General features: G+C 71.3%; 26 protein-coding genes and 1 pseudogene. 12 read left to right on the top strand and 15 right to left on the bottom strand.

The features are described from left to right. The first annotated feature begins 1 nt into the window (after window position 1). Window positions 2-802, top strand: coding sequence for a DUF72 domain-containing protein (locus tag KUTG_RS36910; RefSeq protein WP_043731905.1), 801 nt, complete (start codon window positions 2-4; stop codon window positions 800-802). A gap of 14 nt (window positions 803-816) precedes the next feature. Here the strand turns inward: KUTG_RS36910 and KUTG_RS36905 are convergent, their stop codons facing one another. Further along, window positions 817-1,509 carry a hypothetical protein gene (locus tag KUTG_RS36905; protein ID WP_157495013.1) on the bottom strand — a complete coding sequence of 231 codons (693 nt, stop codon included), beginning with the start codon at window positions 1,507-1,509 and terminating at the stop codon, window positions 817-819. Window positions 1,510-1,677: 168 nt separating this feature from the next. Here KUTG_RS36905 and KUTG_RS36900 point away from each other — a divergent pair, with 168 nt between their 5' ends. The 5 genes from KUTG_RS36900 (at window position 1,678) to KUTG_RS36880 (ending at window position 5,018) form a co-directional block, all read left to right on the top strand. Beyond that, window positions 1,678-2,037, top strand: a complete 360-nt coding sequence (locus KUTG_RS36900; RefSeq protein ID WP_043723505.1) for a peptidase inhibitor family I36 protein — start codon at window positions 1,678-1,680, stop codon at window positions 2,035-2,037. A 19-nt stretch (window positions 2,038-2,056) separates the two neighbouring features. Next, window positions 2,057-3,013: an NAD(P)/FAD-dependent oxidoreductase gene (locus KUTG_RS36895; protein ID WP_043731904.1), complete on the top strand. Its 957-nt coding sequence runs from the start codon at window positions 2,057-2,059 to the stop codon at window positions 3,011-3,013. Between the two features lie 56 nt (window positions 3,014-3,069). Next, window positions 3,070-4,173, top strand: coding sequence for a helix-turn-helix domain-containing protein (locus KUTG_RS36890; RefSeq protein WP_052395827.1), 1,104 nt, complete (start codon window positions 3,070-3,072; stop codon window positions 4,171-4,173). 81 nt (window positions 4,174-4,254) lie between these two features. Continuing rightward, window positions 4,255-4,647, top strand: coding sequence for a type III secretion system chaperone family protein (locus KUTG_RS36885; RefSeq protein WP_043723502.1), 393 nt, complete (start codon window positions 4,255-4,257; stop codon window positions 4,645-4,647). Window positions 4,648-4,649: 2 nt separating this feature from the next. Beyond that, a complete protein-coding gene (locus KUTG_RS36880) occupies window positions 4,650-5,018 on the top strand; it encodes a hypothetical protein (protein WP_043723500.1) in 369 nt (122 codons plus the stop codon). 13 nt (window positions 5,019-5,031) lie between these two features. On the opposite strand, the gene KUTG_RS36875 is transcribed toward KUTG_RS36880, so the two are convergent. The 7 genes and pseudogenes from KUTG_RS36875 to KUTG_RS36850 all read right to left on the bottom strand — a co-directional run bounded on the left by KUTG_RS36875 (window position 5,032) and on the right by KUTG_RS36850 (window position 13,980). After that, window positions 5,032-5,865 carry an aldo/keto reductase gene (locus KUTG_RS36875; protein ID WP_043723498.1) on the bottom strand — a complete coding sequence of 278 codons (834 nt, stop codon included), beginning with the start codon at window positions 5,863-5,865 and terminating at the stop codon, window positions 5,032-5,034. A gap of 114 nt (window positions 5,866-5,979) precedes the next feature. Continuing rightward, window positions 5,980-6,126, bottom strand: a pseudogene (locus KUTG_RS56985) (ATP-binding protein); the annotation flags it as partial. A 140-nt stretch (window positions 6,127-6,266) separates the two neighbouring features. Continuing rightward, a complete protein-coding gene (locus KUTG_RS36870) occupies window positions 6,267-7,241 on the bottom strand; it encodes a sensor histidine kinase (RefSeq protein WP_232241166.1) in 975 nt (324 codons plus the stop codon). Window positions 7,242-7,278: 37 nt separating this feature from the next. Further along, window positions 7,279-7,998, bottom strand: a complete 720-nt coding sequence (locus KUTG_RS36865) for a response regulator transcription factor (protein WP_043723496.1) — start codon at window positions 7,996-7,998, stop codon at window positions 7,279-7,281. 77 nt (window positions 7,999-8,075) lie between these two features. Further along, entirely contained in the window at window positions 8,076-10,022 is a 1,947-nt protein-coding gene (dxs, locus tag KUTG_RS36860) for a 1-deoxy-D-xylulose-5-phosphate synthase (RefSeq protein WP_043723494.1), read from the bottom strand. A gap of 758 nt (window positions 10,023-10,780) precedes the next feature. Further along, window positions 10,781-11,968, bottom strand: coding sequence for a class I SAM-dependent RNA methyltransferase (locus KUTG_RS36855; protein ID WP_043723492.1), 1,188 nt, complete (start codon window positions 11,966-11,968; stop codon window positions 10,781-10,783). Further along, complete coding sequence (locus tag KUTG_RS36850; RefSeq protein WP_043723489.1) at window positions 11,965-13,980, bottom strand: APC family permease; 2,016 nt, start codon at window positions 13,978-13,980, stop codon at window positions 11,965-11,967. The genes KUTG_RS36855 and KUTG_RS36850 overlap by 4 nt, the downstream gene beginning before the upstream one ends. Before the next feature lie 153 nt (window positions 13,981-14,133). Here KUTG_RS36850 and KUTG_RS36845 point away from each other — a divergent pair, with 153 nt between their 5' ends. After that, the gene (locus tag KUTG_RS36845) at window positions 14,134-14,799 is read left to right on the top strand and encodes a potassium channel family protein (protein WP_043723487.1); all 666 of its coding nucleotides are present in this window, start codon (window positions 14,134-14,136) and stop codon (window positions 14,797-14,799) included. Continuing rightward, the gene (locus tag KUTG_RS36840; RefSeq protein WP_043723484.1) at window positions 14,799-15,458 is read left to right on the top strand and encodes a potassium channel family protein; all 660 of its coding nucleotides are present in this window, start codon (window positions 14,799-14,801) and stop codon (window positions 15,456-15,458) included. Before KUTG_RS36845 ends, KUTG_RS36840 begins: the two co-directional genes overlap by 1 nt. Before the next feature lie 44 nt (window positions 15,459-15,502). On the opposite strand, the gene KUTG_RS36835 is transcribed toward KUTG_RS36840, so the two are convergent. Continuing rightward, the gene (locus KUTG_RS36835; protein ID WP_043723482.1) at window positions 15,503-16,210 is read right to left on the bottom strand and encodes a DUF3159 domain-containing protein; all 708 of its coding nucleotides are present in this window, start codon (window positions 16,208-16,210) and stop codon (window positions 15,503-15,505) included. After that, on the bottom strand, window positions 16,207-16,584 hold the full coding sequence (locus KUTG_RS36830) for an OB-fold nucleic acid binding domain-containing protein (RefSeq protein WP_043723480.1): 378 nt from the start codon (window positions 16,582-16,584) through the stop codon (window positions 16,207-16,209). Before KUTG_RS36830 ends, KUTG_RS36835 begins: the two co-directional genes overlap by 4 nt. A 108-nt stretch (window positions 16,585-16,692) precedes the next feature. On the opposite strand from KUTG_RS36830, the gene KUTG_RS36825 reads away from it, so the two are divergent. Continuing rightward, window positions 16,693-17,403, top strand: coding sequence for an alpha/beta hydrolase (locus KUTG_RS36825; RefSeq protein WP_157495011.1), 711 nt, complete (start codon window positions 16,693-16,695; stop codon window positions 17,401-17,403). On the opposite strand, the gene KUTG_RS36820 is transcribed toward KUTG_RS36825, so the two are convergent. From KUTG_RS36820 to dut, 3 genes are all read right to left on the bottom strand, one after another. Beyond that, the gene (locus KUTG_RS36820; protein WP_052395826.1) at window positions 17,375-17,947 is read right to left on the bottom strand and encodes an aminoglycoside phosphotransferase family protein; all 573 of its coding nucleotides are present in this window, start codon (window positions 17,945-17,947) and stop codon (window positions 17,375-17,377) included. The two genes, KUTG_RS36825 and KUTG_RS36820, sit on opposite strands and share 29 nt — an antisense overlap. A gap of 273 nt (window positions 17,948-18,220) precedes the next feature. Further along, window positions 18,221-18,865 (bottom strand): DUF3710 domain-containing protein, encoded by a 645-nt coding sequence (locus KUTG_RS36815; protein WP_043723474.1) that lies wholly within the window; start codon window positions 18,863-18,865, stop codon window positions 18,221-18,223. Window positions 18,866-18,869: 4 nt separating this feature from the next. Next, window positions 18,870-19,364: a dUTP diphosphatase gene (gene dut / locus KUTG_RS36810; RefSeq protein WP_043723473.1), complete on the bottom strand. Its 495-nt coding sequence runs from the start codon at window positions 19,362-19,364 to the stop codon at window positions 18,870-18,872. Between the two features lie 24 nt (window positions 19,365-19,388). Between dut and KUTG_RS36805 the strand changes: the two genes are divergently transcribed. Beyond that, window positions 19,389-19,874 (top strand): DUF3093 domain-containing protein, encoded by a 486-nt coding sequence (locus tag KUTG_RS36805; protein ID WP_084580204.1) that lies wholly within the window; start codon window positions 19,389-19,391, stop codon window positions 19,872-19,874. 72 nt (window positions 19,875-19,946) lie between these two features. Here the strand turns inward: KUTG_RS36805 and KUTG_RS36800 are convergent, their stop codons facing one another. Beyond that, window positions 19,947-20,246, bottom strand: coding sequence for a DUF4193 domain-containing protein (locus KUTG_RS36800; RefSeq protein WP_043723470.1), 300 nt, complete (start codon window positions 20,244-20,246; stop codon window positions 19,947-19,949). 542 nt (window positions 20,247-20,788) lie between these two features. Here KUTG_RS36800 and cei point away from each other — a divergent pair. Then, window positions 20,789-21,502: an envelope integrity protein Cei gene (gene cei, locus KUTG_RS36795; protein WP_052395825.1), complete on the top strand. Its 714-nt coding sequence runs from the start codon at window positions 20,789-20,791 to the stop codon at window positions 21,500-21,502. 398 nt (window positions 21,503-21,900) lie between these two features. Here cei and KUTG_RS36790 read toward each other — a convergent pair whose 3' ends face one another. Continuing rightward, window positions 21,901-22,665, bottom strand: a complete 765-nt coding sequence (locus tag KUTG_RS36790; protein WP_063753616.1) for an inositol monophosphatase family protein — start codon at window positions 22,663-22,665, stop codon at window positions 21,901-21,903. 97 nt (window positions 22,666-22,762) lie between these two features. Between KUTG_RS36790 and ppgK the strand changes: the two genes are divergently transcribed. After that, window positions 22,763-23,524 (top strand): polyphosphate--glucose phosphotransferase, encoded by a 762-nt coding sequence (ppgK, locus tag KUTG_RS36785; protein WP_043723466.1) that lies wholly within the window; start codon window positions 22,763-22,765, stop codon window positions 23,522-23,524. The last annotated feature ends 83 nt before the right edge of the window (window positions 23,525-23,607 follow it).

Genomic DNA, 23,607 nt, shown 5'->3' with positions numbered 1-23,607 from the left:
GATCGGGACGTCGGGCTGGGTGTATCCGCCGTGGCGCGGGAGCTTCTACCCGAAGGGCGTGACGCAGAAGCGGGAGCTGGCCTACCTGGCCGAGCGGCTGAACTCGGTGGAGATCAACGGGACGTTCTACGCGCTGCAACGGCCGGCGAGTTTCGTGTCATGGGCGGGGCAGACGCCGGTGGGCTTCGTGTTCGCGACGAAGGCGCCGAGGTTCATCACGCACATGAAGCGCCTGAAGGACGCGGAGATCCCGGTGGCCAACTTCCTGGCGTCGGGCGTGCTGCGGCTGCAGGAGAAGCTGGGTCCGATCCTGTGGCAGCTGCCGGGGACGCTGCGGTTCGACGCGGAGGTGCTGGCCGAGTTTCTGGCTCTGCTGCCACAAAGCGCGGCCGCGGCGGCGAAGCTCGGGGCGCGGCACGACGACCGGATCAAGGACGACGAGGGGCTGCGGATCGACGAGGACCGGCCGCTACGGCACGCGCTGGAGCCCCGGCACGTGAGCTTCCAGGACGAGAAGTGCCTGCGCCTGCTGCGGGACCACAACGTGGCGATGGTGGTGGCCGACACGGCGAAGACATGGCCGTACTTCGAGGAGCTGACCGCGGACTTCACCTACGCCCGCCTGCACGGGGACGAGGAGCTGTACGTCAGCGGCTACACCGACGAGGCCCTCGACCGCTGGGCGAAGAAGGTCCGCAAGTGGCACCGCCGCGGCGACGTGCACGTGTACTTCGACAACGACGCCAAGGTCCGCGCGCCGGTCGACGCCATGGGCCTGTCGCAGCGCGTCGGCCTTGGATGAGCCGCTGGCCGGCCTCAGCCGTTGACGGCGACCCGGCAGACCGGGCGGGTGGTGGGGCGGGCCTCGTAGCGGCCGGAGCTCACCAGGCCCGCGTGGCCGTCGATCTCGGCGACGACCTCGTCGGTGATCTCCACCTCGATCATCCGGCTGGCCGGCCGGGTGACGGTGGTGCCGGCGTACGTGGCGGTGACGACCATGCCGGCGATGGTGGGCTTGAGCACGAGCTCCTCGGCCGGCCGCGCGGGGGCGGAGCCGTCGGACCAGGTGACCGGGCCGAGCAGCCGCAGCTGCCGGACGACAACGTCCTGGCCGCCACCGTCGCGCGTGACGGACACGGCGGGCTGCCGGGTACGCACCAGGCGGCCGTGCTCTCCGACGCCGTCACCGAGGACGACAGCGGGCACGTTCCAGTAGGCGGCGCAGCGCTCGGCCGCGGCGGCGAGGGAGCGGTTGGTGGCGACGACCAGATCGGCGGCCGGCACGGAGGCGAGCTCGCCGAGGCCGGGCACGGGCGTCACGTCGATGATGTGACCGCCCTGCTCGCGGACGACCTCGTTGATGGCGTCGCGGGTGGCCCGGCTGGTCTTGTCGAATCCACGCAGCACGGCCACCGCTTCGAAGCCCGTCATTCGCCGGATCGCCTCCACCAGCGCGCGCTGGTCACGACGGAGCTGCGGGGCGGGACGGGTCAGGACAGTGGTAGCCACAACCCCTGTCTTACCCCCTTCTGATCTTCGGTGAACACGCAGGGGAAGTGCCCTTGCTCACCACCGGGTGCACCGCTTGCACGGACGGGTGACGAGGCCCCGTTCGCCGGACGCGCAGGGCAGTCGCGGCAAGGCTCCTAGCAGGCACAACTAGGGAGAGGACTCGTTATGTCGGTGCGAAACCTGGGGTTCGCGGCGGTCATGGCGGCAGCGGTGGTGTTGGGCACAGCGTCGCCCGTCTGGGCGACGTCGAGTGCCTGCGATGCCGGCTCGTTCTGCGCCTGGAGCGGGGAGAACTACAAGGGCAAGGCCGTCCGGCTGAGCCTGGAGACGACGGCGACCAGCCAGTGCGTGGCGCTGCCGGACAAGTTCGTGGCCAAGTCGCTCGTGAACATGATGACCAAGGACGTCACGGTGTACGAGGGCGCGACCTGCTCGACCGAGGCCGAGTTCACCACGTATCCGAAGGGCGGCACCTACGTGCCGGATGCGCCTTTCGTGGTACGCGCGATCCAGGTCTGGGAGTGACGCCCCTACTGTGGAGATCGTGAGCGTTGTGGTCGTCGGCGCCGGCATCGCCGGCCTGGCCTGTGCCCGGGTTCTGGTCGATGCCGGCATCGACGTCCGCGTGCTGGAGCGCACGCCCGTGGTCGGCGGTCGCCTCGCGACCCGCCGCTACGACGGGCGCCCGGCCGATGTGGGGGCCGCCTACTTCACGGTGAGCGACCCCGAGTTCGACGCCGTCGTGCGGGCCTGGCGGGACGCCGGGCTGGCTCGCGAGTGGACTGACACCCTCGTCGCCCTGGAGAACGCCGCCTTGGCGGACCGCAGCCGGGAGCCGCGGCCGGGGCCGATGCGCTGGGCCGCGCCCGGTGGCCTGCGCAGCCTCGCCGGACATCTGGCCGAGGGGCTGACGGTCAAGCTGCAACACGCCGTGACCGCCGTGGAGCCCGGGCCGCTGGTCGACGGCGTCCCGGTGGACGCGGTCGTGCTGGCGATGCCCGGTCCGCAGGCCCTCGACGTGCTGGATCCGTGTCTGCGGGCGGCTCGGGCGGCGGTCGACGGTCAGAACTGGGCACCCTCGTTCGCGGTGACGCTGCGCTACCCCGAGCGGACCTGGCCGGACTTCCACGGCGCGTTCGTCAACGGGCACAACGTGCTGACCACGGTCTTCGACGACGGCGATCGGCGCGGCGACGGCGCCCCGGTCCTGGTCGCCTACACGACGGCGGCCTACACGGCGACCCGCCTGGGCGCCCACGACCAGGTGATCGCCGACGTCGAGGACGCCGTCGAGCAGGTGCTCGGCCTGCCGGCGCGGCCGGTCACCGCCTACGCGCAGGAGTGGCCGCACGCCCGGCCGGAAACACCGTCCGACGCCCCGTTTCACCTGGACGAGGACAACGTCGGCGTGTGCGGCGACGCCTGGGGGCCCTCGCGCGTGCAGACGGCCTGGCTGTCCGGAACGGCACTGGGCCGGGCGCTGGCCAGCCGGCTGGGTTGACACATTTAGGCCGAATCGAGATCACTCCACTCGGCGACGTCTGTTGCGTCGACCGGGTGAGCACCCGGAAGAATGATCTCACCATGTTCACCCCGGCCCGCCTCAAGCTCGCCCGCCAGCGGCGTCAGCTGACCGCCGCCGCCCTCGCGCGACAACTGGACGTGAGCCCGCGGTCGGTGTCGGACTTCGAGAACGGCCGTCGGGTCCCGACCGAGCCCGAGCTGGCCGCGCTGGCCCGCGCCCTGGGCTTCCCGGTGGAGTTCTTCGCCGGCGGCGAGCCGGCCGAGCTCACCGAGGACGTCGTCTCGTTCCGGGCCCGGCCGAAGCTGCCGGCTCGGCGTCGGGCCGGGGCGCTGGCCGCCGGACGGTTGGCCATCGAGTTCAACGCCTTCCTGGAGCGGCGGTTCACGCTGCCCGAGGTGGACGTTCCCGTTGTCTCGCAGGGCACCCCGAGCGCCGCCGCCGATGCCGTGCGCGAGCAGTGGCAGCTGGGCAGCAAGCCCGCGCCGAATCTCGTGCACCTGTTGGAGGCACACGGGGTTCGGGTGTTCTCCCTCGGCGTCGACCACACCGACGTGGACGCCTTCTCGTTCTGGCACGAGGACACCCCGTACGTCTTCCTCAACACCGCCAAGTCGGCCGAGCACGGGCGGTTCGACGCCGCCCACGAGCTCGGGCACCTCGTCCTGCACGGCGGCGGGCGGGCGGTGGACGGCGTCGACGTGGAGGCGGAGGCCGACGCCTTCGCCAGCGCGATGCTGATGCCGGACGTCGACGTGCTGACCTACGTGCCCGAGGATCCGTCCAAGGACCAGGTGCTGCGGGCCTGTCCGCGCTGGCGGGTGTCGCCGCTGGCGCTGACCCGGCGTCTGCGGGAGCTGCGGCAGGTCGGCGACGGCGTCTACCGGGCGTTGTGCGTGGACCTCGCGCGGGTCGACGCCGACAGCGACCAGGCCCGGGAGTCCTCGCAGCTGCTGGCCAAGGTGTTCAAGGCGCTGCGTGAACAGGGCATGACCCCGCACGAGCTGGCCGCCGACCTGATGTTGAGCACGCAGGAGCTGAACAACATCGTGTTCGGGCTGGTGGTCACCGCCCTGCCCGGCCGGTCCACCGCGCTGCGCACTCCCGGCGGGCGCACCGCGCACCTTCGCCTGGTGTGACCACCCGCGAGGGTCTTTCCGCCGCCGGGCCCGACGCCTATCGTCGAGTGATCTTGTTCAGCCGGCGGAAATGGGTGAGTCATGGCGACGTGGGGCGACCTGGTGGCGTTCGTGCGCACCGAGTACCAGGTCATCGACCAGACTCCGGACGAGGTGAGCATCCACGTCGAGTTCGATGACGAGCGCAGCCAGGTGATCTGGCTCAGCCACGAGGTGCTCGACGGCAAGGAGGACTGGGTGCAGATCGCCTCGCCGTGTGGCTTGGCCTCCAAGGTCGATCTCGCGGCGCTGCTCAAGGAGGTCGGGCACACCACCGTGGTCGGCGGGGTGGCGATCATGGGTGAGCACGTGGTGCTGCGGCACTCGCTGCCGCTGGAGAACCTGGACATCAACGAGTTCGTCGACCCGCTGACGCTGCTCGCCGGCACCGTCGACACCCTGGAGGAGCAGTTCTCCGGCGGGGACTCGTTCTAGCCGTGGCCGGACGCCTGCTCGTCGGGGCCGCCTTGGCGGTGGTGGTCGCCGGTTGCTCGGGCGGGCCGTCGGCTCCGCCGGTCGCGAGCACAACGTCCACTGTGGACCCGGTCGCGGTGTGCGTGAACCAGCTTGTGTACTGGGCCAAGGACATTCTCGGCAACGCCAAGGACACCGGCCTGGACTACCAGGAGATGGGCCTGGACGGCGACCAGTACGAGGCGTTGCAGGCGTTGATCGATGAGGCCCGCAAGCACCAGTCCGGCGGCACGGTGCCGCCGGACTGGTTGCAGCAGCAGGCCAAGGCCGCCTGCACGACGCTCGCCGCCAAGCCGAAGCCGACGACGTCGAGTCGACCCGGCTGGCCGTAGTGGCTTTCTGGTGTCAGGCCCCGGCGTTGAAGATGTCGGGGTCCGGGCCGGTGCGGTAGCCGCGCTCCAGGCCGCCGATGGCCGCGAGGTCGTCGCCGTCGAGCTCGAAGTCGAACACCTCGAGGTTCTCGCGGATGCGCTTGGGGGTCACCGACTTCGGGATCACCACGTTGCCCAGCTGCAGGTGCCAGCGCAGGATCACCTGGGCCGGCGACTTGCCGTGCTTGGCCGCGGTCTTCGTGATCTCCGGGGCGTCCAGCACCTCGCCCTTGGCCAGCGGGCTCCAGGCCTCGGTGGCGATGCCGTGCTCGGTGTGGAACGCGCGCAGCGTCGCCTGCTGCAACGCCGGGTGCAGCTCCACCTGGTTGATCGCCGGCAGCGTCAGGCCCTCGTCGAGCAGGCGGCGCAGGTGCTTCGGCTGGAAGTTCGACACGCCGATCGCCCGGACCCGGCCGTCGGCGTGCAGCTTCTCGAACGCCTTCCAGGTCTCGACGTACTTGTCGGCCTTGGGCACCGGCCAGTGGATCAGGTACAGGTCCAGCTGCTCCAGGCCCAGCTGCGCCATGCTCTCGTCGAAGGCGCGCAGCGTGTTGTCGTAGCCCTGCGCGGAGTTCCACAGCTTGGTGGTGATGAACAGGTCGTCACGGGCGATGCCCGAGGCCTTGATCGCCTCGCCGACGCCACGCTCGTTGGCGTAGGCCGCTGCCGTGTCGATGCTCCGGTACCCGGCTTCCAGCGCCGCCGTGACGGCCGCCGTCGTCTCCTCGTCGGGCACCTGGAACACCCCGAACCCCAGCTGCGGGATCTCGACGCCGTTGTTGAGCTTGATGGTGGGAACCACTGGCATAGGAGACGCTTCCCTCACACTTTCTCGATTCACGGTCACTCTCGGCAACAGCCCGACCGTCGGCTGTCTTCCACCTTGAGAGCCACCTCTCACCCCCGCAACTCGAACATCGGGTCAGGTGTCGCGGCCGGCCGGGAGGTTGACGGTGACGGAGAGGCCGCCGCCGGGGACGGCGTCGGCGTGGACGGTGCCGCGGTGGGCCAGGACGGCGGCCCGGACGATGGACAGGCCGAGGCCGGTGCCGGTGCGTGCCATGTACGCATCTCGCACTTCACCTCACCGAATTGGTAAAATCACACCCAAGCCTAGTGTGGACCGTCGTCTGTTTTAAAAAGCGGGACAATGAATGTACGGACCTAATCATCGCTATAGTACCAGAGCCTATTCAGCACGACAGGTTCTCATGCTACGGGCGCCTCTACCTCGTAAGTCGACCGGCTTTCGATTCGCCGGGCAAAAATTCCTGGCATATGCCTACAGGCCATGATTATGTATGGCAGCAGTGTGGAGCTCTCGGTGGCGACCTCGATCCAGCCGCCGTGGAGGTTGTGGCGGACGGCGTTCTCCAGGAGGTTGCCGGCGACGCGTTCGAGCAGGGCGGGATCGCCGACGGTGGGGGCCGGTGCGGTGGCGAACCGGGCCTGGACGCCACGGGCGGCGGCCTCGCGGCCGGCGGAGCGCCAGGCCGAGGACACGACGGCGGCGAGGTCGACCGGCTCGTGCACGACAAGGCCGATGCCGTCGGTGCGGGCGAGCAGCAACAGGGCCTCGACGAGCTGCTCGGCCCGGAGGGCGGCCGTGCCGACGACGTCGGCCATCCGACGCAGCTCCTCGACGTCGGCCTGGTCGTCGGAGAGGGTGACGTCGAGCTCGGTGCGGATGACCGCGAGCGGGGTCCGCAGCTCGTGGCTGGCGTTGGCGACGAAGCGGCGCTGGGCGTCGAAGGCGCCCTGGAGACGGTCCAGCATGGCGTCGAAGGTGTCGGCGAGCTCGGCCACCTCGTCGTCCGGGCCGTCGAGGGCGATGCGCTCGCCGAGGGACTCGGCGGAGAGCCGGCGGGCGGTGGCGGTGACGTCGTGCAGGGGCCGCAGGGCGCGGCCGGTGAAGGTCCAGGCCAGCACCGCGGCGGCGACGAGCAGCAGCACGAAGGCGACGACACCGGCCCCGAGGACCTGGGTCCGGGCGTGCTGCTCCAGCACGTCACCGAGCCGCGAGGCCTCGACGGCGACGCCGTCCACGACGATCGTGCTGCTGGCCGGCAGCTGCGGCACCGCCCCGCGCACGACGAGGCCGACAAGCAGCCAACCGAGCCACAACAGCAGTGCGCTGACCGCCGCGACGATGACAACGGCGACAGTGGTGATGCGCAGCCTCAACCCCGGACCACGGCGCCGGGGCGAGGCTGCGGGCACGTCAACTTTCAGCAGGTCGGGCTCCCGTTGCCGAGTCCAGTGCCGGCCCGGCGACCCGGCCGGCGGCAGGCACACGGTAGCCGGAGCCGACAACGGTCTCGATGATGCCCGGCTCCCCGAGCTTCTTGCGCAGCGTCATCACGGTGACCCGCACCGTCGTCGTGAACGGGTCGGCGTTCTCGTCCCACACCCGCTCCAGCAGCTCTTCGCTGCTCACCACGGTGCCGCCGGCGGCCATCAGGACCTCCAGCACGCCGAACTCCTTGCGGGTCAGGTCGACCAGCTGCCCGGACCGGGTCACGGTCCGCTTGGCCGGGTCCAGCTCCACGTCCGCCGCCACCAGCACCGGCGGCGTCGCCGGCGTCGCCCGCCGGGCCAGCGCCCGCACCCGGGCCACCAGCTCCGCGAACGCGAACGGCTTGGCCAGGTAGTCGTCGGCGCCCAGCGACAGGCCCTCCACCCGGTCCTCGATGGCCGAGCTCGCGGTGAGCATGATCACCCGGGTCAGCGCGCCCGACCGCACGATCTCCTGGCACAGCTCGTCACCGGACATCTTCGGCAGGTCGCGGTCGAGCACCACCACGTCGTACCGGGTCACGGTGACCTTCTCGTGGCCGGACTCGCCGTCGAAGGCGACGTCCACGGCCATACCCTCACGCCGCAGGCCCCGGGCAATCGCCTCGGCCAGCGGCTGTTCATCCTCGACTACCAGGATCCGCACCTGTCCACCGTGCCACAGCCCGGCGAACAAGGGGTGGGCGGGCGGCCGGGAGACCCGCGTCTCCCGGCCGATCCCGGTCAGCCGTGCTTGCGTTCCTCGGCCGGAACGTCGTGCGGGACGGCCTGCGGCGGCGTCGACGGATCGCCGATGCGGCCGGCGACCCACTCCGTGACCCGACGGGCCACGTCCTGGGCGGTCAGGCCGACCTGGGCCAGGACCTCGGAGCGGGAGCCGTGCTCGAAGAACTGCTGGGGCACGGCCAGGTCGCGCATGGGCACGTCGACGCCGGCGTCACGCATCGCGGCGGCCAGGGCCCAGCCGAAGCCGCCGTGGCGGCCGTTGTCCTCGACCGTGACGACCAGGCGATGGTCGGCGGCCATCTCGACCAGCTCGGACGGCACCGGCAGCAGCCACCGGGGGTCGACGACGGTGACGCCGATGCCCTGGTCGGCCAGCCGCTGGGCGGCGGCCACGCCGAGCTCGCCGAAGGCGCCGACGGCCACGAGCAGCACGTCGGCACCGGCGGAGCCGGCGGGCTTGCTGAGCACGTCGACGGCGCCGACGCGCTCCAGCGCAGGCACGTGCTCGACGACGGCGCCCTTGGAGAAGCGCAGGGCGGAGGGCCCGTCCTCGATCTCCAGCGACTCCCGGAACTCCTCACGCAGCGTGACGGCGTCCCGCGGCGCGGCGACCCGGATGCCGGGGATGATGCCGAGGATCGACAGGTCCCACATGCCGTTGTGGCTGGGGCCGTCGGAGCCGGTGATGCCGGCCCGGTCCAGCACCAGCGTCACCGGCTGCTTGTGCAGGGCGACGTCCATCAGCAGCTGGTCGAAGGCCCGGTTGAGGAACGTCGAGTAGATCGCCACCACCGGGTGCAGCCCGGCCATGGCCATGCCGGCGGCCGAGGTCAGCGCGTGCTGCTCGGCGATGCCCACGTCGAAGCAGCGGTCCGGGAAGGCCTTGCCGAACTTGTCCAGGCCGGTCGGGCCGAGCATGGCGGCGGTGATGGCCACCACGTCCTTGCGCTCGCCGCCGGCCCGGATCAGCTCCTCGGAGAAGATGGACGTCCACGACGTCGCCTTCGGCCCGAGCGGCTTGCCGGTGACCGGGTCGATGGCGCCGGTCTGGTGCATCTGGTCGGCGGGGTCGTTCTCGGCCGGCGCGTAGCCGTTGCCCTTGCGGGTCACGGCGTGCACGATGACCGGCCCGTTGAACGCCTTGGCCCGCTTCAGGGCGGCCTCCAGCGCCACCAGGTCGTGCCCGTCGACCGGGCCGAGGTACTTCAGGCCGAGGTCCTCGAACATGGCCTGCGGGGCCAGCGCGTCCTTGATGCCGCGCTTGGCGGCGTGCAGCGCGGCATAGACGGCGGGGCCGACGACGGGAGTGCGCTGCAGGGTGCGCTTGCCGCTCTCCAGGGCCCGCTCGTAGCCGGGCTGCAGGCGCAGCGACGCGAGGTGGTCGGCGAAGCCGCCGATGGTCGGCGAGTACGAGCGGCCGTTGTCGTTGACGACGATCACCACCGGCCGGGTCTGGTCGGCGGCGATGTTGTTCAGCGCCTCCCAGCACATGCCGCCGGTCAGCGCGCCGTCGCCGACCACCGCGACCACGTGCCGACGGCTGCCGGCCAGCTGGAACGCCTTGGCCATGCCGTCGGCGTAGGACAGCGCGGTCGAGGCGTGGCTGTTCTCGATGAAGTCGTGCTCGCTCTCGGCGCGGTTCGGGTAGCCGGACACCCCGCCGGTCTGCTTGAGCAGGTCGAAGCCGTCGGCCCGGCCCGTGAGGATCTTGTGCACGTAGCACTGGTGCCCGACGTCGTAGAGCAGCGCGTCCTTGGGCGATTCGAACACCCGGTGCAGCGCGAGCGTCAGCTCCACGATGCCCAGGTTGGGGCCGAGGTGCCCGCCCGAACGAGCCACCTTCTCCACCAGGAAGGACCGGATCTCGTTCGCGAGCTGCTCCAGCTCACCCTGCTCCATCCGCTTCACATCATGGGGTCCGTGCACGGATTCCAGCAGCGTCACCGCTTCACCTCGCCTTTGGCGCCGGGGTTGGTTCCTCGCCGTGTCCTGCGCGACGTCGCCGTCGCGGCGGCGCCCGTCAGTCTACGGAGATCTTCGGATTTCACCTGTCGAGGTGGTGACGCACCGTGCCGTCACCACCCGGGGTCACTCGCCCGTCCAGCAGAGCCGGCGCCTCCGACGGCCGGTCGGACCCCCGCTCAATTAGACGCTCGGTGTGCGAGCCGGTTGGTGTTCTGCACAGGATCACCACATCGTTGAGTCATTGCTCACTCTGCCATCGGCGCCGCCACCGGCAGCACGGCTCGGCCCCTCGTGACCGGCGCCTCACCCCTGCCGGATGCCGCCCGCCGCGGCGGCCTGGCTGGTGGGTCGCGTTGGTCGGCGGGCGAAGTCCGCCAACCGGGCGAAGCACCGGCGGGGCCGAGCGATCGGCGGCGAACACGCGGACCAGCGTGCGGCGGATATCACTGGCGTCGCCCTAGAGATGCCGCCGCCCGATCGCTGCCTGCCGCACCCATCACCCGCCACACTCATCACCCGCCACACTCATCACCCGCCACACTCATCACCCGCCACACTCATCGCCCGGCACACCCATCGCCCGCCACACCCATTACCCGCCACACCCAAGGGGGGCCACCGCCTCGGCCAAATTCTATCGCCGCAAGGCCTTCGTCGATCTTGAAGAGAGAGTGGCTGTGGATGGCGACGGAGTTGTCCACAGTGCGGCGGAGGGCCTTGACAGCTCCTGACCGTTCTCAGCGGACCAGCAGGGCGATGCACTCCATGTGGTGGGTCATGGGGAAGGCGTCGAACGCCCGGAGGCGGTCCAGCCGGTAACCGTGCTCGGCGAAGGCGGCGACGTCGCGGGCCAGGGCGGCCGGGTCGCAGGACACGTAGATGACCCGAGTGGGCTCGTGGGAGGCGATGGTGTCGACGACGGCCTTGCCGGCGCCCTTGCGGGGCGGGTCGAGCACGACGACGTCGGGGCGGCCGCTGAGCGTGGTCTCCTCGACCAGCCCGGTCCTGAACCGCACCTGGGGGAGGTCGGCGAGGTTGCGACGGCCGTCGGCCACGGCCGGGCGGGAGGACTCCACGACGACCACGGAGCCGTCGGGACCGACCTGCTCGGCCAGCACGGCGGCGAACAGGCCGGCGCCGCCGTAGAGGTCCCAGGCGGTGCCGCCGACGGGCGTGGCGGCCCACTCGGCGACGATCTCGGCGTACAGGTCGGCGGCCTCGGGGTGCACCTGCCAGAAGCCGTGGGCCTCGACGCGCCACTCACGCCCGCCGGCCCGCTCCACGGCGACGCCGTCGCCGGTGACGGTGCGCGGGCGTCCGCGCTGCGGGCGCTCCACGATGTCCATGCGGCCCATGGAGTCGGCGGTCAGGTCGATCTCCGCCCCACGCGTCCAGTGCTGCGCGGTGACCTCCTCCACGAGGTCCGGCGCGGCGATGGTGCAGCGGCGCACGGGCACGACCTTGTGGCTGCGGTGGGCGCGGAAGCCGGCGCGGCCCTTGCCGTCGACGACCATGCGCAGCCGAGTGCGCCACTCGCCCAAGCCTCCCGGCAGCGCCTCCATCTCCACGTTCACGTCGAGCCCGGCCAGGCGGCGCAGCTGCTCGGCGACGATGCCCGCCTTCAACGACCGCTGCGCCTCACCGGACGCGTGCTGCCAGTCGCAGCCGCCGCAGCCACCGGGGCGGGCGGCCGGGCACGGCGGCTCCACGCGGTCCGGCGACGGCTCCAGCACCTCGACGGCGTCGGCCCGGCAGAAGGAGCCGCCCTTGTCCTCGGTGACTTCGACGACGACCCGCTCCCCCGGCAGCGCGTGCCGGACGAACACCACACGGCCGTCGGCGCGGGCGACACAATGGCCGCCGTGGGCGACCGGGCCGACCTCGACCTCGAGGCGGCGACCGGTCCAGGGCTGAGTCTGCGTCACGTTCGAGTCTTCCTACGTTCGACGGGAGTGTCCAGGCCGCGGCGGATCTGGCCGGGCGTGACCACGCTGTTGGATTCGTCGCGGCCCTTGGCCGACGCCAGCTGCCACGGCACGCTCGTGACCATGACGCCGGGCTGGAACAGCAGCCGGCCCTTGAGCCGCAGTGCGCTCTGATTGTGCAGCAGCTGCTCCCACCAGTGCCCGACGACGTACTCGGGCAGGAACACCGTCACCACGTCGCGGGGGTTGTCGGTGCGGACCCGCTTCACGTAGTCCAACACCGGCTTGGTGATCTCGCGGTAGGGCGACTCGATCACCTTCAGCGGCGTCTTGAACGCCTGCCGGTCCCACTCGGCGACCAGCTCGCGGGTGTCGACGTCGTCCACGTTGACGGTGACCGCCTCCAGGATGTCCGGGCGGGTGGCCTTGGCGTAGGACAGCGCCCGCAGCGTCGGCAGGTGCAGCTTGGAGATCAGCACGATGGCGTGGTTGCGGGACGGCATCACGGCGTTGTCCCGCTCGGCCTGAGCCATCCTCAGCTCGGCGGCCACGGTGTCGTAGTGCTTGCGGATGGCCGTCATCAGGGCGAAGATCGCGCCCATCGCGGCGATGGCGATCCACGCGCCGGCCACGAACTTCGTGATCAGCACGACGATCAGCACCGCGCCGGTGCAGACCAGGCCGACGGTGTTGATGGTCTGCGAGCGCCGCATCCGGCGCCGCACGGCCTTGTCCTCCTCGGTGGCCAGCAACCGGTTCCAGTGCCGGATCATGCCGGCCTGGCTGCACGTGAACGACACGAACACGCCCACGATGTACAGCTGGATCAGCCGGGTCACCTCGGCGTCGAACGCGACGATCAGCACCACCGCCAGCGCCGCCAGGAAGATGATGCCGTTGCTGAAGGCCAGCCGGTCGCCGCGGGTGTGCAGCTGGCGCGGCAGGTAGCGGTCCTGGGCCAGGATCGAGCCGAGCACCGGGAAGCCGTTGAAGGCGGTGTTGGCCGCCAGCACCAGGATGATGCCGGTGACGAACGAGATGTAGTAGAACGCCGGCGGGAAGTTGCTGAACACCGCGGCGGCGATCTGGGCCAGGATCGTCTTCTGCTGGTAGTCCGCGGGCGCGCCGACCAGCTGGCTGGCCGGGTCGTCGGCGAAGTTGACGTGGGTCAGCGTGGCCAGCGAGATGATGCCGATCAGCATCACCACCGCGACCAGGCCCATCATCAGCAGGGTGGTCGCCGCGTTGCGCGACTTCGGCTTGCGGAAGGCCGGCACGCCGTTGCTGATCGCCTCCACGCCGGTCAGCGCGGCGCAGCCGGAGGAGAACGAGCGCAGGATCAGGAAGGCGAAGGCGACGCCGGTCATCGACGTCTCGGCGTGCAGCTGGAAGCCGGCGCTCTCGGCCCGCAGGTCGGCCCCGGAGAGCGCCCGCACGAAGCCCCAGATCATCATGCCGACGATGCCGATCATGAAGCCGTAGGTCGGGATGGCGAACGCGGCCCCCGACTCCCGCAGGCCCCGCAGGTTCATGGCGGTCAGCAGGCCGATCACCAGCAGGCAGAAGACCACCTTGTGCTGGCCGACGAACGGCAGGGCCGAGCCGATGTTGGCGATGCCCGACGCCGTGGACACCGCCACCGTGAGGATGTAGTCGACCAGCAGCGCGCTGGCCACCGTCAGCCCGAAGTAGCGGCCGAGGTTGGTGGTGGCCACCTCGTAGTCGCCGCCGCCGCTGGGATAGGCGTGCACGTTCTGCCGGTACGAGGCGACCACGACCAGCATGACGAGCGCCACGACGATGCCGATCCAGGGCGCGAAGCCGTACGCGGACAGACCCGCGACGCTCAGCGTCAGGAAGATCTCCTCGGGCGCGTACGCCACCGAGGAGAGGGCGTCGGACGCGAACACCGGCAGGGCGATCCGCTTCGGCAGCAGCGTGTGCGCCAACCGGTCGCTGCGGAAGGGTCGGCCGAGGACGAGCCGTTTGGCCGCGGTCGCAATCTTGGACACAACGGCACAGCGTAGGCGAGGTCGTCACCACTTCGGAGCAGTCCGTCGGTAGGTTGGGGAACAAACCGGTCCATTGGTGCATTGGGGGGTCGCGGGGGATCGCCGTCTCCGCCGCCAGGTACGGTGCAGCCGCATCGCGGAGGAGGACGATTCGTGCACGTGGTGGTCATGGGCTGCGGCCGGGTGGGGGCATCGCTGGCCAAGGCGCTGGAGCGCCTCGGCAACCAGGTCGCCGTCATCGACAAGAACGGCCAGGCGTTCCGCAGACTGGGCAGCGATTTCCACGGCCAGCAGGTCGTGGGCAACGGCTTCGACCGGCAGGTCCTGGTGGCCGCCGGCATCGAGCGGGCGGGCGCGCTGGCCGCGGTGTCCAGCGGCGACAACTCCAACATCATCGCGGCCCGGGTGGCCCGCGAGACGTTCGGCGTGCAGCACGTCGTGGCCCGGATCTACGACCCCAAGCGGGCGGCCGTCTACGAGCGGCTGGGCATCCCGACGGTGGCGACCGTGCCCTGGGCCACCGACCGCTTCCTGCGCATGCTGGTGCCCGAGGGGCAGGCCGCGGCGTGGCGGGACCCGTCCGGCACGGTGGCGGTGATGCTGCTGCCAGTGCACGAGGGCTGGGTCGGCCGCAAGATCGCCGAGCTGCAGGAGACGGTGCGCTGCCGGGTCGCCTTCATCATGCGTTTCGGCACGGGCGTGCTGCCCGAGCCGAGCACCGTCGTGCAGGCCGACGACGAGATCTATGTCGCAGCCCTGTCCGGAACCATCACCGAAATCACCGCGGCGGCGGGCCAGGCACCCGAGGAGAGTCACTGATGCGGGTCGCGATCGCGGGCGCCGGGGCCGTCGGCCGGTCCATCGCCCAGGAGCTGCTCGGCAGCAACCACCAGGTGATGCTCATCGAGCGGGACGCGGCGCACTTCGAGCCCAACGCGGTCGAGCAGGCCGAGTGGGTGCACGCCGACGCGTGCGAGCTGTCCTCGCTGGAGGACGCCGGCATCCAGCTGTGCGACGTGGTCATCGCCGCCACCGGCGACGACAAGGTCAACCTGGTGGTGTCGCTGCTGGCCAAGACCGAGTTCGCGGTGCGGCGCGTGGTGGCCCGGGTCAACGACCCGGCCAACGAGTGGCTGTTCACCGAGGCCTGGGGCGTCGACGTGGCCGTGTCCACGCCGCGCATGCTGGCCGCCATGGTCGAGGAGGCCGTCAACATCGGCGACCTCGTGCGGCTGATGACGCTGCGGCAGGGCCAGGCCAACCTGGTGGAGATCACCCTGCCGGACGACACCAACCTGGCCGGCCAGGCCGTGGGCCAGCTCAACCTGCCCCGGGACTGCGCGCTGGTGACCATTCTGCGCGGCGGCCGGGTCATCGTGCCGCAGGCCGACGACCCGTTCGAGCAGGGCGACGAGCTGCTGTTCGTGGCCTCGGCCGACGTGGAGCACGAGATCAGGAGCGCGCTCGGCCTGGACTGAGCGGTTGACACAAAAAAGGCCCCCTCACATTGAGGGGGCCTTTGTCATGCGGCTTCTGGTTCTGGTGTTGTCTCCTCGGCCGCCAGCAGCGCGAGGCGCTTGTCGGCCTTACGCACCGCCCACACCGTGACGGCGATGGCGATCGCCGTGAGCGGGTAGCCCATCGCGATGCGGGCCAGGCCGAGCAGGCCCACGTTGTTCTGGTCGTACAGCCACTGCTGGACCACGAACTTGGACCCGAAGACCAGGATCCAGACCAGCGTGGCGATGTCGTAGTAGAGGCGGGCGGAGCGGTCCGCGCGCCACTTGAAGCCGGTGTTGTTCAGCGTCGACCAGATCACGCCGGCCAGCGGCCAGCGGACGAGGGCCGAGACCAGGAACGCGCCGCAGTAGACCAGGCTGCTCCAGATGCCGAAGGCGAAGAAGCCCTTGGCCGAGCCGGTGCGGATGGTGATGAACGCGGCGACGGCGATGCCGAACAGGCCCGAGATGGCCGGCTGGATCGGCTCCCGGCGGACCAGCCGCAGCACGGCGATGGCCACCGCCACGCCGACCGCCGCCCACAGCGCGACCTGCCACTCGAACAGGTAGTTGGCCAGCACGAAGACCACGATCGGCACCGAGGAGTAGATCAGGCCGCTGATGCCGCCCATCTGCTCCAGCAGCGTCGGCGTGGGCTTGCGCTGCTCGTCGTCCTCGGCCGGCTTCGCGTCGGTCGCCGATTCGACGGCCGGGGCTGGCTGTTCGCTCATGAAGTCGTCTGCAACTCGTAGTAGGGGTTGTAGAGCACCTTGCGGCCGTCGCGGACCGCGATCCGACCCCGGGCCTTGATGGTGCGCCCCGGCTCGATACCCGCGATGCGGCGCCGACCGAGCCAGACTAGCGTCACGCCCTCGGTGCCGTCGTAGAGCTCCGCCTCCAGCGTCGCCGCCGCGTCCCGGGGGCACAGCTCGACGCTGCGCAGCCGGCCGAGCACGGTGACCTCTTCGCCGGAACGGCAGTCGCACGCACGCTGCGCCCCGACGGCGTCGACCTCGCGCGACAGGTCGTCGGCGTCCAACTCGGTGACGTCGCTGGTCAGTCGGCGTACGAGACGGTTCCAGTAGCCGCCCCTTGTGCTCGCCATGGTCCGCGCTCCAATGCGCCGTGTGGCCCCCACGCCGGGCCGTTCACTCGCCAGGGTAACCGCGTGGAGGCTCCGACAACCGCGTCCGAAGCGGCAAGATCTGCCGATGTGACCGACGTGGCCGTCCTGTTGCCCGGAACCGGATCGGATGACGTTTTCATCCGTTCGGTCTTCACCGCCCCGGCGGCCGCCGCGGGGGTGACCCTCGTCGCCCCGAAACCGGTTCCAGGGCCGGATCTGGGCCTCCGGCACCTGCTTTCCCTCGACGCCGCGTACGAAGCGCACGGACCTGTTCTCGCCGGCGGCATCTCCTTCGGCGCCCATCTGGCCGCCGAGTGGGCTTGCGCACACCCCTCCCGCTGCGCCGGCCTGCTGCTCGCGATGCCCGCCTGGCACGGCGCCCCCGGCGACTGCCCCGCCGCCGTCGCCGCCCGCTACTCCGCCGCCGCCGTCCGCCGTGACGGCCTCTCCTCGGCCCTCGCCTTCGGCCCCGACGTCCCCCCTTGGCTCGCCGCCGAGCTCTCCCGCGCCTGGCGCCGCCACGGCCCCGGCCTCGTCGACTCCCTCCTGGCCGCCGCCGACCGCCCCGCCCCCACCCTCGCCCAGCTGGCCACGCTCTCCATCCCCGTCGGCATCGCCGCCGTGCAGGACGACCCCCTGCACCCCTCCCCCGTCGCCGCCCAGTGGGCCGCCGCCATCCCCGACGCCGTGGTCCGCTCCCTGTCCTTCGCCGACTTCAGCGCCGACCGCTCCGCCCTCGGCCACGCCGCCTTCGCCGCCTGGCAGGCGTCTAGGCGAGGGTTTCGGCCAGCTGCCTGAACAGGGCGGTGGCGGGGTCCTCGATGCCGCGGCGGACGTGGGACATGAGCAGGAAAACGGCGAGGGAGCGGCACCACTCGTAGGCCCGGGCCTCGTCGAGGGGGTTGAGGGCGGCGATGCGGGCGCGGAGCTGGGTGTCGGTGGTGACGTCGAGGAAGGCCCAGTCGACGACGTCGAGGTCGGGGTCGCCGAGGCAGGGGCGGGGGTCGATGGCGACGGGGCCGCGGGCGGAGGTGAGGACGTTGCCGGGGTGGAGGTCGCCGTGCACGAGGCGGACGACGGTGCCGGTGTCGGCGAGGCGGCGGGCGGAGGCGTGGGAGGCATCGAGCAGCTCGGTGGGCACACCGGGGTTGCGGCGGGCGGCGAGGGTGAACATGAAGTCGACCCGGTCGGCCACGGTGGGGAAGCCGGTCGGCGCGGGGACGTCACGGAGCTGCCCGAGGAGGTCGGCGGCGGGGTGCCAGGAAGCCAGGGGTGTGCCGGGCTCCAAGGCCTCGATGAGGAGGGCGTTGTCCTCGACCGAGGAGTCGAGAAGGGAGACCACGGCGGGACAGGAGGCCCAGGCCCCAGGGCGGCGGCTTCGGTGGCGAAGACCTCGGCGTCGGGGGTGAGCTTCAGATACGCCAAGGAGCCGTCGGAACGGCGGCAACGGAAGGTGACGGAGGTGCCGCCGGTCATCTTGGCGACGACCTCAAGACCCCACCGGGCGCTGAGCGCGGACACCAGGGCGGGCACGGCGTCGAGCCAGGACTGGGCGTCCGGCCCGAACCGCGCCCGCATCCGGTCGGCGGTGGCGGCGGAGATCATCAGGGGAACATCAGCCCTGCTGCTGGGCCTGGATGTGCTGGGCGATGGCGGGCGGCAGCTCGACGGGCAGCGGGGTGCGCACGGGCTGGGGCTCGACGCCCCGCACGACGACGGTGCCCCGCACGACGGTGCGCAGCAGGTCGGAGGCCACCACGTTGTGCTCACCGGGACCGGCGACGACACCGCGCAGCATCCACCGCGGCCCGTCGACGCCGATGAAGCGCAGCACGACGTTGTTGGCGGTGGCGGCCAGCTCGGTCCCCCACTCGCCGGCCTCCTTGATCACCCGGGCCCCGTCCCCGCGCAGCTGGGTGACCAGCTCCTCGCAGATCTCGGGCCACAGGCCGCCGCCACGGGGCGCGGCGTAGGCGCTGACGGTGATCTGCCCGATCGGGGTCACCAGGTGCACGGCCCGAACCGGGCCGGAGGGGTCGACCTCGACCTGGAGCTGCGCGCCGTCGGGCACGGGCACCCGCACGGACCCGAGGTCGAGGCGGGACAGGCCGTCCTGCGGGGCGTCGTGCTCGTCGAACGGGCCGGCAGTGGACTCGATCTCGTCCACGGACTCGTCGACGGCGTCGTAGTCCGGCACCCCCAGGCGGCCGCTGTCCTTGCTGACGTGGTGGCGCCCACGCTTGCCGCGCTTGCCGAACATTCCGCTACTCCTTCGTCCCCTGCTGGGCCCCGGCGCCAGCCGCGGCCGCGAGCACCGCGTGCCCGCCGGTGGATCCGTAGCCGCCGGTGCCGCGCTCGGAGTCGGGCAGCTCGGCGACCTCCTCGAAGACCACGTGCTCGACGCGCTGCACGACCAGCTGGGCGATCCGGTCCCCCCGGGTCAGCGTGATCGGCTCGCGGAGGTCGTGGTTGATCAGGCACACCCGGATCTCGCCGCGGTAGCCCGCGTCGATGGTGCCGGGGGTGTTCACCACGGACAGGCCGACCCGCGCGGCCAGCCCGGAGCGGGGGTGCACGAAGCCGGCGAAGCCCACCGGCAGCGCCACGGCCACGCCGGTGCCGACCACGGCGCGCTCGCCGGGACGGATGACGACGTCCGAGGTCGTCACGAGGTCGACGCCCGCGTCGCCGGCCGTCGCATAGGACGGCACCGGGACACCGGGATCGATTCGGGAGAGGAGGACCTGCACGCTGGACACGGCGCGTGACACTACCCTGGACCCGTGACCGAGAGCGTGAGTGCGGTGGCAAAGGCCGAGGCCAAGTCCAAGCCGGTGTTCTTCGAACGCCTGCACGTGTCGTGGTGGGGCTGGCCGCTGCCCGTCGTCGCGGCCGTGCTGATGGCCGCCGAGGTGCACATGGGCTACCCGGGCGTGCGGGCATGGCTGCCCTACCTGATCACCATCCCACTCGTGATCGGCGTGATGCTGTGGCTGGGCCGGGCCACGGTGAAGGTCGTCGACGGCGAGCTGTGGGTGGGCGACGCCCACGTGCCGCTGCGCCTGATCGACGAGGTCGAGGTGATCCCGGCCAAGGCCAAGCGCAAGGCGCTCGGCCCGGACCTGGATCCGGCCGCGTTCGTGTCGCACCGCGGCTGGGTTGGGCCGGTCCTCCGGGTCTACCTCAACGACCCGTCGGATCCGACCCCCTACTGGCTGTTCAGCGTCCGCAACGCGGACAAGCTGGCCGCCCTGTTGACGCACAACTGACCCCCAGAACGCCCGAAGGCCGCGCCGACGGCGCGGGGCTGTCTCGCCCGCGCGCCGTCCGGTCGCGTCCGCTCAGGCGCAGTCCCTGCAGATCAACCGCCCGTTGTGCTCCTCGGCCAGTCGACTCCGGTGGTGCACCAGGAAACAGCTGGAACAGGTGAACTCGTCAGCCTGCTTCGGCAGCACCTTCACGGTGAGTTCCTCGTTAGACAGGTCAGCGCCTGGCAGCTCGAAGTTCTCATCCGGCGCGTCCACATCGACGTCGACCACGCCGGACTGCGTCTCGTTGCGCCGCGCCTTCAACTCCTCGAGGGAGTCCTCGGCCAGGTCGTCGTCCTGGCTCCGGCGCGGAGCGTCGTAGTCGGTCGCCATACTTCTTTCACCCCTGCAGTCACAATTCAGACTGTGTTCGTGCCGCTGGTCAACGCTCCAGGGCCCCAATTTGTGCCCGCCGTCGGAAGTGACGGTGGTCTCGCTCCCCGCCGGCTGCCACCCAGTGATCGTCAGTCGATTCCAGCCGCACCCGCGTGGCTCGGAGCGCGTGGATGATAGCCCACCGCGCAAGGCTGCACGCACACACTCACCCATCCGTGGCCCTAGCTGGCGGGACGAGCGGCGACGTCGGGGGAATTCGGCGGGGAAACCACTTGCCGACGGCGCGCGGGCGTGGTGCGATTCCGCCCGAGCAGGGTTGACGGTGCGCACACGGTCGATCGCGGGGCGCGATCGCGGTCGGCGGCGGGACACGGACCGGACACGGACGGCGATGCCGGCCGACGCCGGTCGGCGGTAACGCCTAGGCTGATCACAGGCGATGGTCCGGGCGCCGGGTTGAGCAGACACAGGGGTTCACCAGCCACGACCCGCGGCGTCGGTGAGGGTCAGGGTCGGTCAGGGTCGAGGAGGGCGGGGACGTGACTGCGCCAGTCGGGGTCAGGGGGAAGGCGAAGCCGCTGTACCGGAAGCGGCGGCCCTGGCCCGCCATGGTCCTGTTCGCAGTGCTCGCCGTGGTCGCAGGCTTCGTCTGGGTCAAGGTCATCAACACCACCGACGACGTGGACGCCGCCGTGCACTGCAACGCGCCGGGCCCGCTGCCGGCCGGGGCGACGCCGCCCGCGACGCCCGCGCCCAAGCCGGGCACCGCGCTGGCCCACGACGCCCTGGACAAGACCACGCCCGCGCCCCCCGCCCAGGTGCAGGTCCGCGTCTACAACGCCAGCGAGACCCGCAACCAGGCCACCATCGTCAAGTCCGCCGTGGAGCAGGCCGGCTTCGCCACCGCCGGCGACCCGACCAACGACCCGATCTACCTGGCCGGCGACATGAACTGCCGGGCCCAGATCCGGTTCGGCCCCAACGGCGCCGCCGGGGCCCGCACGCTGAGCATCGTGGAGCCGTGCGCCGAACTGGTCCGCGACGAACGCCAGGACGCCACCGTCGACCTGGCCGTCGGCAAGAAGTACGACGAGTTCCGGGTCAACTCCAGCGCCAAGCAGGTGCTCCAGCAGCTGACCGAGTGGGGCAAGAACCAACCGCCCCCGCAGGGCGGCCAGCTGGCCCAGCCCACCGGCCAGCCCCCCGTCAGCGCCGACCTCATCGACGCCGCCCGCAACTCGCACTGTGCTTGATGGCGCCGCCTTCGGCGGCGCGGGCTCGGCCCCTTTCAAGCCCCTGCCTCGCCCTTGCTGGATTTTTCGAGGCCCGCAGCGGCTTGGGTGGCGGGGCGAGTTGGGTGGCGGACCTCGAAAAATCCAGCAACCGGGCGAAGCAGGGGCGGGGCCGAGCGCTCTCCGGGGTTGGAGGGTCAGCGGACCTGGGGCGGTGTGGTCAGTCAGCGAAGCTGGGTTTGAGGTCGGCGGCGGAGCTGGGGTGGAGGTCAGCGGCGGAGCTGGGGCGGAGGGTCAGCGGACCTGGGCGGGTGGTCGGCGGACCTGAGGTCGTGGTCGGCGAGGCTAGGCCGGGGGCAAGGAGTCTGAGGGGCTAGACCCTGCCGAAGCGCTTCTAGGAGGGCGCGCGAGCTGGTCGGCTACGCCGGGGGCGGCGGCGAAGGTGGCCGCCTCGCCGAGGCCGTCGTCGTCGGAGCCGGGGAACCGGACACGGCGCCCGCTTCCTCGGCGATGAGGCCGCCGGCGGCCCAGTCCCAGCGGTGCAGGCCGTGCTCGATGTAGGCGTCCTCCCAGCCTGCGGCGACGGCGCACAGGTCCAGTGAGGCGGCCCCACAGCGGCGGATGTCCCGGACCTTGCCCAGCATGCGGTTGATGGCGTCGGCCTGGCGCAACCGGCGCGCGTGGTCGTAGGAGAAGCCGGTGCCCAGCAGGGACAGCTCCAGGCGGGTCGTGGCGGCGGCGCGCAGCGGCCGACCGTCGCAGAAGGAGCCGCCGCCCCGGCTGGCCGTCCAGATCCGGCCGGAGACCGGCTCGACGACGGCGCCGGCCACCGACACCCCGTCCAGCTGGGCGGCGATGGACACGGCGTAGAAGGGCAGGCCGTAGAGGTAGTTGACGGTGCCGTCGATCGGGTCGACCACCCAGACCAGGCCGTCGAGCGAGTCGGTCCCGCCCTCCTCCTCGCCCAGCACGGGCTCGCCGGGGCGCAGGTGGGCCAGCCGGTCGCGGACCAGCTGTTCGGACGCGCGATCTGCGGCGGTCACCACGTCGGTTTCGCTGGACTTGGTGTCGACCTGGGTGACAGCGTGGCTCCGGGCGTTGCGGACCAGCTCGGCGGCTTCGGTCCCGACGGTGACGGCAATCCTGACGAGTTCCTCGGATTCAGCGGCTAGCACGCCGCTCACCGAACCACACACGTTAGGGTCTGCGCACACTCCCGAAGACCCGCGTGCGGGGTCGAGGACTGGCAGCGGACTGAATCGAGTAGGAAGGGTCCGACGGATGGGCACAACCCGCGGGTTCGGGATCGACATCGGTGGATCCGGCATCAAGGGCGGACTTGTCGACCTGGAGACCGGCGAACTGGACGGCGAGCGCCTGCGCATCGTGACGCCGCAGCCGTCCACGCCGGACGCGGTGGCCGAGGTGGTCGCCGAGATCGTGGAGAAGTTCGGGTGGACCGGCCCGGTCGGGGTCACCCTGCCCTGCGTGGTCAAGCGCGGCGTCGCGCTGACCGCGGCCAATGTGGACAAGGGCTGGGTGGACACCGACGCGGCGAGCCTGTTCGCCCGGCGGCTCGGCCGCCAGCCCGGCGAGGTCGTCGTGCTCAACGACGCCGACGCGGCCGGCATGGCCGAGGTCCGCTACGGGGCCGGCAAGGACCAGCAGGGCGTCGTGGTGCTGCTGACCTTCGGCACCGGCATCGGCAGCGCCGTGTTCCTGGACGGCAAGCTCCTGCCCAACACCGAGTTCGGCCACCTCGAGGTGGACGGGCACGACGCGGAGAAGCGGGCCGCGGCGTCGGTGAAGGAGGAGAAGGACCTGTCGTGGGAGGAGTGGACCCACCGGGTCAGCAAGTACCTCTCCACCCTGGAGGACCTGATCTGGCCGGATCTGGTGATCGCCGGCGGCGGCGTCAGCAAGAAGGCCGACAAGTGGCTGCCGCTGCTCAAGGTGCGCACCAAGGTGGTCGCGGCCGCCCTGAAGAACGAGGCCGGCATCGTCGGGGCGGCCGCGGCGGCCGCCCACGGGATCGGCCACTAGTGGTACCCCGAAAAAACTGACCGAATCGTGTTCCGGCGATCTACCTGCGGGAACACGGAAAAAGGGCCCGGTGACGGCCGTGT

This window comes from Kutzneria sp. 744, from assembly GCF_000568255.1.
Taxonomy (GTDB): Bacteria; Actinomycetota; Actinomycetes; order Mycobacteriales; family Pseudonocardiaceae; genus Kutzneria.
The sequence above is the reverse complement of the archived record's forward strand: the minus strand, read 5'-3'. Positions and strand labels throughout refer to the sequence as shown.